Annotated in this window: 11 protein-coding genes; 8 read left to right on the plus strand and 3 right to left on the minus strand. The window is 63.5% G+C overall.

Going from position 1 to position 14139, the window contains the following annotated elements:
• Window positions 1–17 precede the first annotated feature (17 nt).
• Window positions 18–1136, plus strand: a complete 1119-nt coding sequence (gene proB, locus ACNFBT_RS15130; protein ID WP_416750593.1) for a glutamate 5-kinase — start codon at window positions 18–20, stop codon at window positions 1134–1136.
• A gap of 12 nt (window positions 1137–1148) precedes the next feature.
• Window positions 1149–1607 carry a CreA family protein gene (locus ACNFBT_RS15135; protein ID WP_416750595.1) on the plus strand — a complete coding sequence of 153 codons (459 nt, stop codon included), beginning with the start codon at window positions 1149–1151 and terminating at the stop codon, window positions 1605–1607.
• Between the two features lie 130 nt (window positions 1608–1737).
• Here ACNFBT_RS15135 and rpsT read toward each other — a convergent pair whose 3' ends face one another.
• On the minus strand, window positions 1738–2007 hold the full coding sequence (gene rpsT, locus ACNFBT_RS15140; RefSeq protein ID WP_009617555.1) for a 30S ribosomal protein S20: 270 nt from the start codon (window positions 2005–2007) through the stop codon (window positions 1738–1740).
• A gap of 253 nt (window positions 2008–2260) precedes the next feature.
• On the opposite strand from rpsT, the gene murJ reads away from it, so the two are divergent.
• The 6 genes from murJ to ispH all read left to right on the plus strand — a co-directional run bounded on the left by murJ (window position 2261) and on the right by ispH (window position 9682).
• Window positions 2261–3799: a murein biosynthesis integral membrane protein MurJ gene (gene murJ, locus ACNFBT_RS15145; protein ID WP_416750597.1), complete on the plus strand. Its 1539-nt coding sequence runs from the start codon at window positions 2261–2263 to the stop codon at window positions 3797–3799.
• Between the two features lie 106 nt (window positions 3800–3905).
• Window positions 3906–4844 carry a bifunctional riboflavin kinase/FAD synthetase gene (gene ribF / locus ACNFBT_RS15150; protein ID WP_416750599.1) on the plus strand — a complete coding sequence of 313 codons (939 nt, stop codon included), beginning with the start codon at window positions 3906–3908 and terminating at the stop codon, window positions 4842–4844.
• Between the two features lie 21 nt (window positions 4845–4865).
• Window positions 4866–7700 (plus strand): isoleucine--tRNA ligase, encoded by a 2835-nt coding sequence (gene ileS / locus ACNFBT_RS15155; protein WP_416750601.1) that lies wholly within the window; start codon window positions 4866–4868, stop codon window positions 7698–7700.
• Window positions 7693–8196 (plus strand): signal peptidase II, encoded by a 504-nt coding sequence (gene lspA, locus ACNFBT_RS15160; protein ID WP_416750603.1) that lies wholly within the window; start codon window positions 7693–7695, stop codon window positions 8194–8196. The genes ileS and lspA overlap by 8 nt, the downstream gene beginning before the upstream one ends.
• Complete coding sequence (gene fkpB, locus ACNFBT_RS15165) at window positions 8189–8641, plus strand: FKBP-type peptidyl-prolyl cis-trans isomerase (RefSeq protein WP_416750605.1); 453 nt, start codon at window positions 8189–8191, stop codon at window positions 8639–8641. The genes lspA and fkpB overlap by 8 nt, the downstream gene beginning before the upstream one ends.
• Before the next feature lie 96 nt (window positions 8642–8737).
• Entirely contained in the window at window positions 8738–9682 is a 945-nt protein-coding gene (gene ispH / locus ACNFBT_RS15170; protein WP_416750607.1) for a 4-hydroxy-3-methylbut-2-enyl diphosphate reductase, read from the plus strand.
• Between the two features lie 62 nt (window positions 9683–9744).
• Here the strand turns inward: ispH and ACNFBT_RS15175 are convergent, their stop codons facing one another.
• Window positions 9745–10197, minus strand: a complete 453-nt coding sequence (locus tag ACNFBT_RS15175) for a type IV pilin protein (RefSeq protein ID WP_416750609.1) — start codon at window positions 10195–10197, stop codon at window positions 9745–9747.
• Window positions 10198–10211: 14 nt separating this feature from the next.
• On the minus strand, window positions 10212–14117 hold the full coding sequence (locus ACNFBT_RS15180) for a pilus assembly protein (RefSeq protein WP_416750611.1): 3906 nt from the start codon (window positions 14115–14117) through the stop codon (window positions 10212–10214).
• Between the last annotated feature and the right edge of the window lie 22 nt (window positions 14118–14139).

Raw genomic sequence — 14139 nt, forward strand, 5'->3', positions numbered from 1 at the left:
CTTCTAAGGTTGAGGGTATGCGTGAGAAGGTCACCGGCGCCAAGCGCTGGGTAGTCAAGATTGGGAGTGCGTTGCTGACCGCTGATGGTCGCGGTCTGGATCGCGACGCCATGGCAGTTTGGGTCGAGCAGATGGTTGCGCTGCACTGCGCGGGCGTCGAGCTGGTGCTGGTGTCCTCCGGTGCGGTGGCGGCGGGCATGAGCCGCCTGGGTTGGGTTTCCCGACCTAGCGACATGCACGAGCTGCAGGCGGCCGCCGCCGTGGGGCAGATGGGTCTGGTGCAGGCCTGGGAGTCCAGCTTCGGCGTGCATGGCCTGCAGACTGCCCAGGTATTGCTGACCCACGACGACCTGTCCGATCGCAAGCGCTACCTGAACGGGCGCAATACCCTGCGCACGCTGGTCGACCTCGGCGTGATCCCTGTGATCAACGAGAATGACACCGTGGTGACCGACGAAATCCGCTTCGGTGACAACGACACCCTGGCGGCGCTGGTGGCGAATCTGGTCGAGGCCGACCTGCTGGTCATCCTTACCGATCGCGACGGCATGTTCGATGCTGACCCGCGCAACAATCCCGATGCCCAGCTGATTTTCGAAGCGCGTGCCGATGATCCGGCCCTGGATGCAGTGGCTGGCGGCACGGGCGGCGCGCTGGGGCGTGGTGGCATGCAGACCAAGCTGCGTGCAGCGCGTCTGGCGGCGCGTTCCGGTGCGCACACCGTCATCGTGGGTGGGCGTATCGAGCGCGTGCTGGATCGCCTGCGTGCCGGCGAGCGCCTGGGTACCCTGCTGACTCCCGAGCAGAGCCGCAAGGCGGCGCGCAAGCAGTGGCTGGCTGGCCATCTGCAGATGCGCGGGACGCTGGTGCTGGATGATGGTGCGGTCAAGGCTGTTGCTCATGATCACAAGAGCCTGCTGCCGGTAGGCGTGAAAACCGTGCAGGGCAGTTTCCGTCGCGGCGAGATGGTGGTTTGCGTGGATCAGCAGGGGCGTGAAATCGCCCGTGGTCTGGCCAACTACAGCGCTCTCGAGGCGCAGAAGATCATCGGCCAGCCGACCGACGCCATCGAGAGTCTGCTCGGTTATGTGGATGGGCCGGAGCTGGTCCATCGCGACAACCTGGTGCTCGTCTGAGGGGGGGGATTCATGCGCAAGGGATTGATGGCGGCGCTGATGCTGCTGCCGATGCTGGCGGGTGCCGAAGAGATCGGCGAAGTGTCCACGGTCTTCAAGTGGGTCGGCCCCAACGACAAGATCCTGGTGGAGGCTTTTGACGATCCCAAGGTGGAAGGTGTCAGTTGCTACCTGTCCCGCGCCAAGACTGGCGGTGTGAAGGGTGGTCTGGGTCTGGCGGAGGATCGCGCCGAGGCGTCGATCTCCTGTCGTCAGGTCGGGCCGATCCGTTTCGTTGGCGAGCTCAAGGATGGCGAGGAGGTGTTCAAGCAGCGCACCTCGCTGGTGTTCAAGAGCATGCAGGTGGTGCGTTTCTTTGATAAGAAGCGCAACGCGCTGGTCTATCTGGTCTACAGCGACCGGGTGATCGAGGGCAGTCCGCAGAATGCGGTGACGGCGATTCCGATCATGCCGTGGCCGGCGGCGAAGTAAGTGAGAAGGGCGGGTGACCGCCCTTTCTTTTTGTCTGCAGGAAAGCTTTGCCTGTGGATAACTCGTTTGAGAGATAAATCGCAGGCAATAAAAAACCGGCCCTGGGGCCGGTTTTTCAAGAACGGAACGCTTACGCGGTGGCCAGGGCCTTCACGTGGGCGTTCAGGCGGCTCTTGTGACGAGCGGCCTTGTTCTTGTGGATGATGCCTTTGTCGGCCATGCGGTCGATGACCGGTACGGCGGCAACCAGAGCGGCCTGGGCCTTCGGCAGGTCCTTGGCGTCGACTGCTTTGACTACGTTCTTGATGTAGGTACGAACCATGGAACGCAGGCTGGCGTTGTGGCTGCGACGCTTCTCAGCCTGTTTGGCGCGTTTTTTGGCGGAAGGTGTGTTGGCCACCGTCGAGCTCCTCGAAAAAAACTTGGGATGTTGCGAATAAATTAAGGCCGCGAATAATGCCGTTGCATCAGGGCCTTGTCAAGGGTATGCGCGGCCGCCGACGAGTGGTGCGACGGGCGCACGCTGGCCGCCGGATGGGGTGATTTATTCGCCCCGCGGCCCTACACTGCTGCGCTTCGCCTGGCAGCTGAGCTTTCGCTCAAGGCCAGTGCCGCGCCCGGCAGGGTCGGCCATTCTACCAGTTCTGGACGCTATGAACCTACTCAAGTCGCTGGCCGCGGTCAGCTCGATGACCATGATCTCGCGGGTGCTCGGTTTCGTGCGCGACACCATAGTCGCGCGCATGTTCGGCGCCGGCATGGCCACCGATGCCTTCTTCGTCGCCTTCAAGCTGCCCAACCTGCTGCGCCGCATCTTCGCCGAAGGCGCGTTCTCCCAGGCCTTCGTGCCGATCCTGGCTGAATACAAGACCCAGCAGGGCGAGGAGGCGACCCGCACCTTCATCGCCTATGTATCCGGCCTGCTGACGCTGATCCTGGCGCTCGTCACCGTCCTCGGCATCCTGGCCGCGCCCTGGGTGATCTGGGTGACGGCGCCCGGCTTCGTCGATTCGACCGAGAAGTTCGAGCTCACCAGTTCCCTGCTGCGGGTGACCTTTCCTTATATCCTGCTGATCTCGCTGGCGTCCCTGGCGGGAGCGATCCTCAATACCTGGAACCGCTTCTCGGTGCCGGCCTTCGTGCCGACACTGCTGAACGTCAGCATGATCCTGTTCTCGCTGTTCCTCACGCCGTACTTCGACCCGCCGATCATGGCGCTGGGCTGGGCAGTGCTGGCCGGCGGCCTGGCGCAGCTGCTTTACCAACTGCCGCACCTGAAGAAGATCGGCATGCTGGTGCTGCCGCGCATCAATCTGCGTGATTCCGGCGTGTGGCGCGTGCTCAAGCAGATGGGGCCGGCGATCCTCGGCGTCTCGGTCAGCCAGATTTCGCTGATCATCAACACCATATTCGCCTCTTTCCTGGTCGCCGGTTCCGTGTCCTGGATGTACTACGCGGACCGCCTGATGGAGCTGCCGTCCGGTGTGCTGGGCGTGGCTCTGGGCACCATCCTGCTGCCGTCCCTGGCCAAGACCTACGCCAGCGATGATCGCCACGAGTATTCGCGCCTGATGGACTGGGGCCTGCGCCTGTGCTTCCTGCTGGTGCTGCCGTGCTCCCTGGCCCTGGCGGTGATCGCCGAGCCGTTGACCGTCGCGCTGTTCCAGTACGGCAAGTTCAGCGCCCACGACGCCCTGATGACCCAGCGCGCGCTGATCGCCTATGCGGTCGGCCTGCTCGGGATCATCCTGGTGAAAGTGCTGGCTCCGGGCTTCTACGCGCGGCAGAACATCAAGACGCCGGTGAAGATTGCACTGTTCACCCTGGTTTCCACCCAGTTGATGAACCTGGTATTCATCGGTCCGCTCAAACATGCCGGCCTTGCCCTGGCGATCAGCCTGGCGGCCTGCCTGAACGCCGGGCTGCTGTTCTGGCAGTTGCGCAAGCACCAGTTGTTCGAGCCGCAGCCAGGCTGGGGCAAGTTCATCGCGAAATTGGTGATATCTGTACTGGTGATGTGCGCCGTCCTGGTCGGCATGATGTACGTCATGCCGGCCTGGGACGAGGGCGGGATGACGATTCGCCTGGTGCGTCTGGGCGCGCTGGTGGTGGCCGGCGTGGTCGCCTATTTCGGTATGCTGGCGCTGCTGGGCTTCCGTCTGCGGGACTTCTCCCGCCGCGCGGTGCTGTAACCTTCGCCGGGCAAAGCATTGCATCCGCTTTCGGCGACGGCATTTTGCCTGTCGCACGGCGGCGGGTGTGGGTATAATCGACCACTTTCTGAGCAATACGCGCGCTATGCAGCTGCTTCGAGGCCTTCACAACCTGCGGCCCCTGTCCGGGGGCTGTGTCGCCACCATCGGTAATTTCGACGGCGTCCATCTCGGCCACCAGGCGATCCTGGGGCGTCTGCGCGAGCGTTCGCTGGAGCTGGGCGTGCCCAGCTGTGTGGTGATCTTCGAGCCGCAGCCGCGCGAGTACTTTGCGCCGGATGCCGCGCCGGTACGCCTGACTCGCCTGCGTGAGAAGCTCGAACTGCTGCGCCAGTATGGCGTCGATTTCGTTCTCTGCCTGGCGTTCAATCGCCGCCTGCGCGAGCTGTCGGCCGCCGAGTTCGTCCGCCAGGTGCTGGTGGAGGGCCTGCGGGTCCGCCATCTGGAAGTGGGCGACGATTTCCGCTTCGGCTGCGACCGTTCCGGCGACTTCGCCTTCCTGGTCAAGGCCAGCGCGGAGCAGGGCTTCACCGTCGAAGCCGCCACCACCGTAGAAGTCGACGGTATGCGCGTGAGCAGCTCGCGCATCCGCAAGGACCTGGCCGACGGCGACCTGCACATGGTCGAGCGCCTGCTGGGTCGTCCGTATCGCCTGAGCGGCCGTGTGCTGCACGGGCAGAAGCTGGGCCGCACGCTGGGTTCGCCCACCGCGAACATCCAGCTCAAACGCCGCAAGGCGCCGCTCAATGGGGTTTACCTGGTCAGCACCCTGGTGGCTGGCCAGCGCTGCAACGGGGTTGCCAACATCGGCACCCGACCGTCTGTGAATGGCGACGGCCGGCCCCACCTGGAAGTGCATCTGCTGGATTTCGCTGGCGACCTTTACGGCCAGCATCTGGACATCACTTTCCACCAGAAGCTGCGTGATGAGCAGCGTTTTGCCTCGCTGGAGGCACTCAAGGCGGCCATCCTCGCCGACATCGCCGCCGCCCGGGCCTATTGGCTGGGCCAACCGCTTGATTGAAGATCCTGAACAGGCCCTGAGATGACCGATTACAAAGCCACTCTGAACCTTCCCGAAACCGACTTCCCGATGAAAGCCGGCCTGCCGCAGCGCGAGCCGCAGACCCTCAAGCTCTGGAACGACATTGGCCTGTACCAGAAGCTGCGGAAGATTGGCGAAGGTCGCCCGAAATTCATCCTGCACGATGGCCCGCCCTACGCCAACGGCAGCATCCACATCGGTCACGCGGTCAACAAGATCCTCAAGGACATCATCGTCCGCTCCAAGACCCTGGCCGGCTACGACGCCCCCTACGTGCCGGGCTGGGACTGCCACGGCCTGCCGATCGAGCACAAGGTCGAGACCACCCACGGCAAGAACCTGCCGGCGGACAAGACCCGCGAGCTGTGCCGCGAATACGCCGCCGAGCAGATCGAAGGGCAGAAGGCCGACTTCATCCGCCTGGGCGTGCTGGGCGAGTGGGACAACCCCTACAAGACCATGGCGTTCGCCAACGAGGCCGGTGAAATCCGCGCGCTGGCCGAGATGGTCAAGCAGGGCTTCGTGTTCAAGGGCCTGAAGCCGGTGAACTGGTGCTTCGACTGCGGTTCGGCCCTGGCCGAGGCGGAAGTCGAGTACGCCGACAAGAAGTCCGACGCCATCGACGTCGCCTTCCCGGTGGAAGACGCAGACAAGCTGGCCGCCGCCTTTGGCCTGGCGAGCCTGTCCAAGCCGGCCGCCATCGTCATCTGGACCACCACCCCCTGGACCATCCCGGCCAACCAGGCGCTGAACGTCCACCCCGAATTCACCTACGCGCTGGTCGATACCGGTGAGCGCCTGCTGGTGCTGGCCGAAGAGCTGGTCGAGTCCTGCCTGCAGCGTTATGGCCTGGAAGGCCAGGTCATCGCCACCGCACAAGGTGAAGCGCTGGACCTGATCCGCTTCCGCCACCCGTTCTACGAGCGCTTCTCGCCGGTCTACCTGGCCGAGTACGTCGAGCTGGGCGCCGGCACCGGCGTGGTTCACTCCGCCCCGGCCTACGGCGAGGACGACTTCCGTACCTGCAAGCAGTACGGCATGGTCAACGACGACATCCTCAGCCCCGTGCAGAGCAACGGCGTGTACGTGGCCGACCTGCCGTTCTTCGGCGGCCAGTTCATCTGGAAGGCCAACCCGGCCATCGTCGCCAAGCTGGACGAAGTGGGCGCGCTGCTCAAGCACGCCAGCATCAGCCACAGCTACATGCACTGCTGGCGCCACAAGACCCCGCTGATCTACCGCGCCACCGCGCAGTGGTTCGTCGGCATGGACAAGCAGCCGGAAGCCGGCGCCACCCTGCGTGAGCGCGCGCTGCAGGCCATCACCGAAACCGATTTCGTGCCCAACTGGGGCCAGGCGCGCCTGCACGGCATGATCGCCGGCCGTCCGGACTGGTGCATCTCGCGCCAGCGCAACTGGGGCGTGCCGATTCCGTTCTTCCTGCACAAGGCCACCGGCGAGCTGCACCCGCGTACCGTCGAGCTGATGGAAGCGGTTGCCCAGCGCGTCGAGCAGTCGGGCATCGAGGCCTGGTTCAAGCTCGACGCCGCCGAACTGCTGGGCGATGAAGCCGCGCAGTACGACAAGATCAACGACACCCTGGACGTCTGGTTCGACTCCGGCACCACCCACTGGCACGTGCTGCGCGGCTCCCACGCCGAGCTGGGCCATGCCAGCGGTCCGGCCGCCGACCTCTACCTGGAAGGCTCCGACCAGCATCGCGGCTGGTTCCACTCGTCCTTGCTGACCGGCTGCGCCATCGACGGCCACGCGCCGTACCGCCAGTTGCTGACCCACGGCTTCACCGTGGACGAGTCGGGCCGCAAGATGTCCAAGTCGCTGGGTAACGTGATCGCCCCGCAGCAGGTTACCGACACGCTGGGCGCCGACATCCTGCGCCTGTGGGTTTCCGCCACCGACTACTCGGGCGAGATGGCGGTTTCCCAGACGATCCTGCAGCGCAGCGCCGATGCCTATCGCCGCATCCGCAACACCGCGCGCTTCCTGCTTTCCAACCTGTCCGGCTTCGACCCGGCCAAGGACCTGCTGCCCAACGACGAGCTGCTGGCCCTGGACCGCTGGGCCATCGACCGAGCGCTGCAGCTGCAGCGCGAGCTGGAAGAGGCCTACCGCGACTACCGCTTCTGGAACGTCTACTCCAAGGTGCACAACTTCTGCGTGCAGGAGCTGGGCGGCTTCTACCTGGACATCATCAAGGACCGCCAGTACACCACCCAGGAAAACAGCGTCGCCCGCCGTTCCTGCCAGACCGCGCTGTTCCACATCGCCGAGGCCCTGGTGCGCTGGATCGCCCCGATCCTGGCGTTCACCGCCGAGGAAATCTGGAGCTTCCTGCCGGGCGAGCGCGCCGAGTCGGTGATGCTGACCACCTGGTATGACGGCCTGTCCGAGCTGCCGGCCGACGCCGAACTGGACCGCGCCTACTGGGACGAAGTCATGGCCGCCAAGGCTGCCGTGAACAAGGAACTGGAGAACCAGCGCAGCGCCAAGACCATCGGCGGCAACCTGCAGGCCGAGATCACCCTCTACGCCGAAGATTCCCTGGCCAAGCGCCTGGAGAAACTGGGCAACGAGCTGCGCTTCGTGCTGATCACCTCCGCCGCCACCGTCGCGCCGCTGGCCGACGCGCCGGCCGACGCGGTGGAGAGCGAACTGCCGGGCCTGAAGCTGAAGGTGGCCAAGTCCGCCCACGCCAAGTGCGGCCGTTGCTGGCACTTCCGCGCCGACGTCGGCAGCTATGCCGCGCACCCGGAACTGTGCGGCCGCTGCGTTGAGAACATCGATGGCGCCGGCGAGGTCCGCCACTATGCCTGATCGTTTCGGCCGCCTTGGCTGGCTGTGGATCACCGTGCTGGTGTTCGTGCTGGACCAGGTGAGCAAGGCCTTCTTCCAGGCTGAGCTGACCATGTACCAGCAGATCGTGGTCATCCCCGATCTGTTCAGCTGGACCCTGGCCTACAACACTGGCGCGGCCTTCAGCTTCCTGGCCGATGGCTCGGGCTGGCAGCGCTGGCTGTTCGCCCTGATCGCCATCGTGGTGAGCGCCGTGCTGGTGGTCTGGCTCAAGCGCCTGAAGCGCGGCGAGACCTGGCTGGCCATCGCCCTGGCCCTGGTGCTGGGCGGTGCGCTGGGCAACCTGTACGACCGCATCGTGCTCGGTCACGTGGTCGACTTCATCCTGGTGCACTGGCAGAACCGCTGGTATTTCCCGGCGTTCAACCTGGCCGACAGCGCCATCACCGTCGGCGCCATCATGCTGGCGCTGGATATGTTCAAATCGAAGAAGTCCGGAGAAACCGCCCATGGCTGAGTCTTCTGCAACCATTCAGCGTATCGGTGCGGATACCCAGGTCACCCTGCATTTCGCCCTCAAGCTGGAAGACGGCAATGTCGTCGACAGCACCTTCGACAAGCAGCCGGCCACCTTCAAGGTCGGCGACGGCAACCTCCTGCCGGGCTTCGAGCAGGCGCTGTTCGGCCTCAAGGCCGGCGACAAGCGCACCCTGAACATCCAGCCGGAGCAGGGCTTCGGCCAGCCGAACCCGGCCAACGTGCAGGTGATGCCGCGCGACCAGTTCCAGGACATGGAGCTGGCCGAGGGCCTGCTGGTGATCTTCAACGACGCCGCCAAGACCGAGCTGCCGGGCATCGTCAAAGCTTTCGATGACCAGCACGTCACCATCGATTTCAACCATCCGCTGGCCGGCAAAACGCTGGCCTTCGATGTCGATATCATTGACGTCAAACTTGCCTGAATGAGCGGGCGGCCCGTGTAAGCGGGCCGTTACGCATGCGGCGAAGAACTCCTACCGGCCCCTTGTGGGCCGGCTTGCTTAGCACCCGAGGCCACCATGCAAATCAAACTCGCCAATCCCCGCGGCTTCTGCGCCGGCGTCGACCGGGCGATCGAGATCGTCAACCGCGCCCTCGACGTGTTCGGCCCACCGATCTATGTGCGCCATGAAGTGGTGCACAACAAGTTCGTGGTGGAAAATCTGCGCAATCGCGGTGCCGTGTTCGTCGAGGAACTCGACCAGGTGCCGGACGACACCATCGTCATCTTCAGCGCCCACGGCGTTTCCCAGGCCGTGCGCAAGGAGGCCGAGAATCGCGGCCTGAAGGTCTTCGATGCGACCTGCCCGCTGGTGACCAAGGTGCATATGGAAGTGGTGCGCTACAGCCGCGACGGCCACGAATGCATCCTGATCGGCCACGAGGGCCACCCGGAAGTGGAAGGCACCATGGGCCAGTACGATGCGTCGAGTGGCGGCGCCATCTACCTGGTGGAAGACGAGGAGGATGTGGCTGCGCTGGAGGTTCGCAACGCCGAGGCGCTGCACTTCGTGACCCAGACCACCCTGTCGATGGATGACACCTCCAAGGTGATCGACGCCCTGCGCGCCAAGTTCCCGCACATCCAGGGCCCGCGCAAGAACGACATCTGCTACGCCACCCAGAACCGCCAGGACGCGGTGAAGGAACTGGCCGACCAGTGCGATGTGGTGCTCGTAGTCGGCAGTCCTAACAGCTCCAACTCTAACCGCCTGCGCGAGCTGGCCGAGCGCATGGGCACCCCCGGCTATCTGATCGACGGCGCCGAGGACCTGAAGAAAGAGTGGTTCGATGGTGTGCAGCGCGTCGGCATCACCGCCGGCGCCTCGGCCCCGGAAGTCCTGGTGCGCGGTGTGATCCAGCAACTGCGTGACTGGGGCGCGGAGCCCGAGGTGGAACTGGATGGCCGGGAGGAGAACATTACCTTCTCGATGCCCAAGGAACTGCGGGTGAAGGCTGTCTGAGCCGAGTCCGGAAACAAAAAAGCCCGATCCTGTGATCGGGCTTTTTCATGGGTGGCTATCCGCTAGCGGCGCCAGCACTGGCCCAGGGTGGCGCCACTACCTTGGCCTTTCACGCCGGCGTTGTTCAATGTCAGCGTTCCGCAGCTGTCACCGGACATCGCCCCCTTGGGTGTTGCACTCAATACATAGGTGGTTGACGTCGGGTTTCCGGAGAAGGCCAGGGTGTAGTACTTGCTCGCCCCATCCTTGGGGGCCTCGCTGAAGGGGAGGGTGACCGCGGCATTGGCGCTGGTGGTATAGCGGCCGTTGGCGGTGTAGTAGCGCTCCATGAACTGGGACAGCTCCATGAGCGACGCCTGGGCATCGGCGCGGCGCGCCTTCCTCACATACTCCTGGTAGGACGGATAGGCCACGGCGGAGATGATGGCGACGATCGCCACCACCACCATCAGCTCGATCAGCGTAAAACCGTGGTTGCGCTGGCAGCTTCCGAGCCTGGGTACAGCTGGGGACATCGTTTCTTTCTCCATTATCGATTCACTTCGCGCCAGGACAATCTTCCCGAGGCTCGATTCCCGGGCGGCACGGGGGCGCACTGCGGCTCCCCTCCCTTGGAACCGACGTAGCAGATCAGGTCGTCGCCATCGTCCTTGCTGAAGAAGCTCGGGGTCTTGATGACGCCGTTGGTCGAGTCGCTGATGCCTGAGTAAGGGATCTTGTTGCCTTGTTCGTCGGTGTAGTAGTCGTTGTCGTCGATCACGCCGTCGCCGTTGGCATCGAAGTAGTTGTACGACAGCCGACCATTGCCCAGGGCATCCAGTGCTATGAGCGAACTGATACCTCCACCGGTGCAGGGGTCGTCGGAAGGCGTCAGCGAAGTGAAGGTCACAGCGCCCCCGCGCAATATGGGGCGGGAGACCATACGCTCGCCGGTAATGGTATTGGTGCCGCCTTCGGCCTGTTTCCATTGCAGGTCCAGGTACCAGCCGCTCTTAGCGGTGGTCATGGCCTGGTTACTCACCACCGTCCGCCGGTCGCCACCGACGGTTTGCCGGTGGAGGATCTTCTGTTCCAGTAAGGTGTCGCGGCTGATTGTCGTACCGGAGTCGATGATGCCGTAGAAGGATTCAACTCGCTGGTTCTGCTGCAGGTCGGCATCGGTGGTCTGGTAGAAACTTCCTGTGCCGAACAGCACCATCATCTTGCCATCCCTGTTCAGGGCGACGGCCAGCGGAGCTGTGATCGGCTGTGCTCGATTGGAACTATCGCGAGCCTGGAACAGTGAGTTGCCGTTCAGCGAGCCGGGCGCGCCCCAGTTGCTCGGATTGGTACCGTTGATATCCAGCCGCCACAGGTTGCCCGAGGTATCGCCGACATAGATGCGATCGGCTACCCGGTCGTTGTTAACATCGACAGGTGCCGGGTCGGCCAGGCCGCCTGTGGTAGTGATGGTGAATTGCTTGATTACCGATCCATCTGCGGCATCGAGAATCCACACCTTGCCGCTGCTGACTGCGCTGTTGATGAATCCGCTGGTGACAATCACGCCAAACTTGCCGTTCGCCAGGGGGGCGATCGCAGGGCGATGCATCGGATTGCCCATTTCCGGCGCGGTGAACTCCCATAGCACCTTGCTGGCGTTCATGTTGCTCGGGTCGCTGACATCCAGCGCGAACACGCTTTTGCCGCCAGCGCCGGTGGTGCCAACGACGATGGTCTTCCAGCTCGAGTCGATATAGACGTCGGAGTAGTTGGGAGATCCATCGACGTAGTAGCGGTGACTGTAAGTGGGGGACGTGAGTTGATAGAGGTCGTCGACGACAGTGCGAGGCACATAGGCGAAGAGTTCGCTGCCACCATTGCTTAGCGTGCCGTCGAAACCGTGGATCATTCCGTCGTTCGCCCCCAGGACCACCAGCGGCTTCTTGCTCTTGTAGCTGCTGCTGGCGCGATAGGTGAGGTAGGCCGGGCCGGCGTTGCCCCATTGGCTGCCGGCCAGCAGGTTGTAGCCGAAGTCCTGGTTGGCGATGTATTGCGGGTCGGAATTGACGATGTCGCCCAGCCGGCTGCCGCGCTCGCGGTAAGGGTTGGCCGGATTGCTGGTGCTGACTTCCCGGCTCCTGTCTCCGCGCAGGAAGGCCAGGCGGTTCTGTGCTTCCGCTTCGGTGACGGAGACCGTGGCGTCGGCGGTGCGCCTGAGCGCTACTTTGGTGTCGGCATCCAGGGAGCCCCAGGTGAAGTCGACACCGGTGGTGCTGGTGAAATAGGTGTTCCCAGCCTGGCCCGCGAGCGAATTGACGGTGAAGATCTTGCGCGCCGAAAGGTCAGTGAGAGCATCCAGTCGGGTGGCGGCGCTCCAGCTGGGAGTCGTCGCTACCACGCCATTGCCGTTGACGCTCTTGGCCTGCAGGTCGCCGCTCCAGTGTTCGCTGTTGTACTGCGACTGGTAGATCGCGCTGCCGGTATCCAGCTGCGTGGAGTTGGTCGCCAGCGAGGTGGTCGAACTGCGCACTTCCTGGACGATCTTGGCGAAGGCGGTCTTCAGGCTGCTGACCATTTTTTCCGCGTCGCTGGCGACGAAGAAGTTGTCCGGGCGCTTGTCGCCGGTCGACAGCGTTTCCCCGTTGGTCCACCAGAGGTCATCGGTCAGGCTGGCGGTCGAGCTGTAGGGGTCGAAATTGGTGGGGACCTTGAAGCCGCCGTATTTCGCGGCGAGCCAGTACTGATTCTTGGCGCGGGCCTCCAGTTTCTGAGCTTCCCGAACATCCACCCAGTAGGTGGAGACGGTCTGCTTGCCGCTCATCTGCGGGCGTATGTCCTTGGTGTGCGAGTCATAGGCCAGGCCCGCGATATAGGCGGAGTTATTGCGCCCGGTGTAGTTGTCGGAGCTCTGGTTGAGACTGACACCTTCGAGACTACCCACCTTGCCGGTGGCCTTGACCGCGTCGACGGTAGTGTCGTTCCTGACTTCTTCAGGCTTGGTCGGCTCCCGGTAGGCAGAGGTAGTTCCGGGCAGGTTCTTGTCGACGTGGGTGTTCACGTCACCGATCCCGAGAATGACGTTCTTCTGGCAGGCATAGGTGATCGGATCACTCCACGTGGTGACGACGGGGAATCCATCGGCCATCGTGTAGACGTTGGAGCTGATGTCGCTGTACTCGGGCACGTTGCCCTGATTTTTGAAGTAGCGGATCGCTGTGTAGTAGAGCTCGCTGACCGGGTCGAGGCTCTTGTGTGCCTGGTCGGTCATCGAACCGAATTTGTTGATGTAGTTGATGACGCCGCTACGGCTGACGCTGCCCCCGGTGGCCGTGGCATCGGCAGGGTTGGGGTTGTCGGCGAAGACGCCGGTCGTGGGGTCCCACTCCCTCTGTGTGTTGCTGTCCCCACCTTCGCCCAGGGTCGGGCCGATGTACTTCTGATTGGCACGCAGGACGCCACCATCGCGAAGTTCGTTGGAGTCATTCAGGTAGCTGAAGGCGCTGTAGCGGAGGGTGTTGGAATACTGTTGCAGCAGCCCTTCGGGCTTGTAGTTGCTGCCATAGCGCTTGCAGTTGCTTTCCGGCATGGCGCTGTCGCATACCTTGACCTGCACACGCACGCGGAAAATGCTCTTGGTCTTCTTGCTGACGGTATAGGACGTCACCAGCCCGCCGGTCCCCCATTGGGCGGCAGTCCCTTCGTCATAGTCCACCCAGCGCCCGGTGTTCTCGGTGCCGCCGTCGGAACCTCCGAGCCCGTCGGAGGCATTGGCGAACATCATGTCGTAGTTGAGGCCCTGCATGCGGACGTAGAACGCTCCCCAGGCGCTGGAGGCGGGGGTCGCGCCGGTGATTTCCGATTTGGGCAGCATTCCTTGCCCGCTGGTCATCCGGTTGCCGGCACTGCTCTGGCCGGAGTGCCGGGCTTTCTGCAGGACGGTGAGGCTGGCGGTGTCCTGTATCCGGTTACCCCCGGTCAAGGCGCTGCGGAAGGGGTCGATGGTCGGGGTCCCCGCCCAGTTCAGGAAGTTGCCGCTCCATTCCTTCTTGGCGGCGCCGATGTTGCACTTGCGGGCATTGGCCGTTCCGACCGGATAGAAATAGGTGCCGACGATTTTCTGGGCATCGACGTTTTTCAGCGCGCTGTCCGCGCTGTAGTCGTAGAGATTTTTGCTCGAGTCGTAGGTGTAGCGATAGCACTTTTCCGGATCGAAATAGCCGATGTACTTGCTGCTCGAGCTGTAGGCGCCCAGGTTTGCGATGGACAGGATGGTGGGCCATTCTACCGACGGTGTCAGCGCCAGGCTGCCCGGTACGTTGGAGCTGCCCAGCAGCATGGGAGTCTGGGATACCGCGGCCTGAACCTCGATCGCCTGCAGGAAGATCACGCTGAAGCTGAGGAACGACGAGCACCAGACGCTCAGGGTCTTCGGGGTTACTAGTTTCTTGAGCATGTAGGAGTTCTCGAAAGTCCTG

Source organism: Pseudomonas sp. NY15181, assembly GCF_048068055.1.
Lineage (GTDB): Bacteria > Pseudomonadota > Gammaproteobacteria > Pseudomonadales > Pseudomonadaceae > Pseudomonas.

What these genes read in the sequence shown, in the direction of transcription:
- proB (WP_416750593.1), top strand. Translation starts at nt 18, where the DNA reads ATGCGTGAGAAGGTCACCGGCGCCAAGCGCTGGGTAGTCAAGATTGGG.
- ribF (WP_416750599.1), top strand. Translation starts at nt 3,906, where the DNA reads ATGCAGCTGCTTCGAGGCCTTCACAACCTGCGGCCCCTGTCCGGGGGC.
- ispH (WP_416750607.1), top strand. Translation starts at nt 8,738, where the DNA reads ATGCAAATCAAACTCGCCAATCCCCGCGGCTTCTGCGCCGGCGTCGAC.
- murJ (WP_416750597.1), top strand. Translation starts at nt 2,261, where the DNA reads ATGAACCTACTCAAGTCGCTGGCCGCGGTCAGCTCGATGACCATGATC.
- ACNFBT_RS15135 (WP_416750595.1), top strand. Translation starts at nt 1,149, where the DNA reads ATGCGCAAGGGATTGATGGCGGCGCTGATGCTGCTGCCGATGCTGGCG.
- ileS (WP_416750601.1), top strand. Translation starts at nt 4,866, where the DNA reads ATGACCGATTACAAAGCCACTCTGAACCTTCCCGAAACCGACTTCCCG.
- lspA (WP_416750603.1), top strand. Translation starts at nt 7,693, where the DNA reads ATGCCTGATCGTTTCGGCCGCCTTGGCTGGCTGTGGATCACCGTGCTG.
- ACNFBT_RS15180 (WP_416750611.1), bottom strand. Translation starts at nt 14,117, where the DNA reads ATGCTCAAGAAACTAGTAACCCCGAAGACCCTGAGCGTCTGGTGCTCG.
- fkpB (WP_416750605.1), top strand. Translation starts at nt 8,189, where the DNA reads ATGGCTGAGTCTTCTGCAACCATTCAGCGTATCGGTGCGGATACCCAG.
- ACNFBT_RS15175 (WP_416750609.1), bottom strand. Translation starts at nt 10,197, where the DNA reads ATGTCCCCAGCTGTACCCAGGCTCGGAAGCTGCCAGCGCAACCACGGT.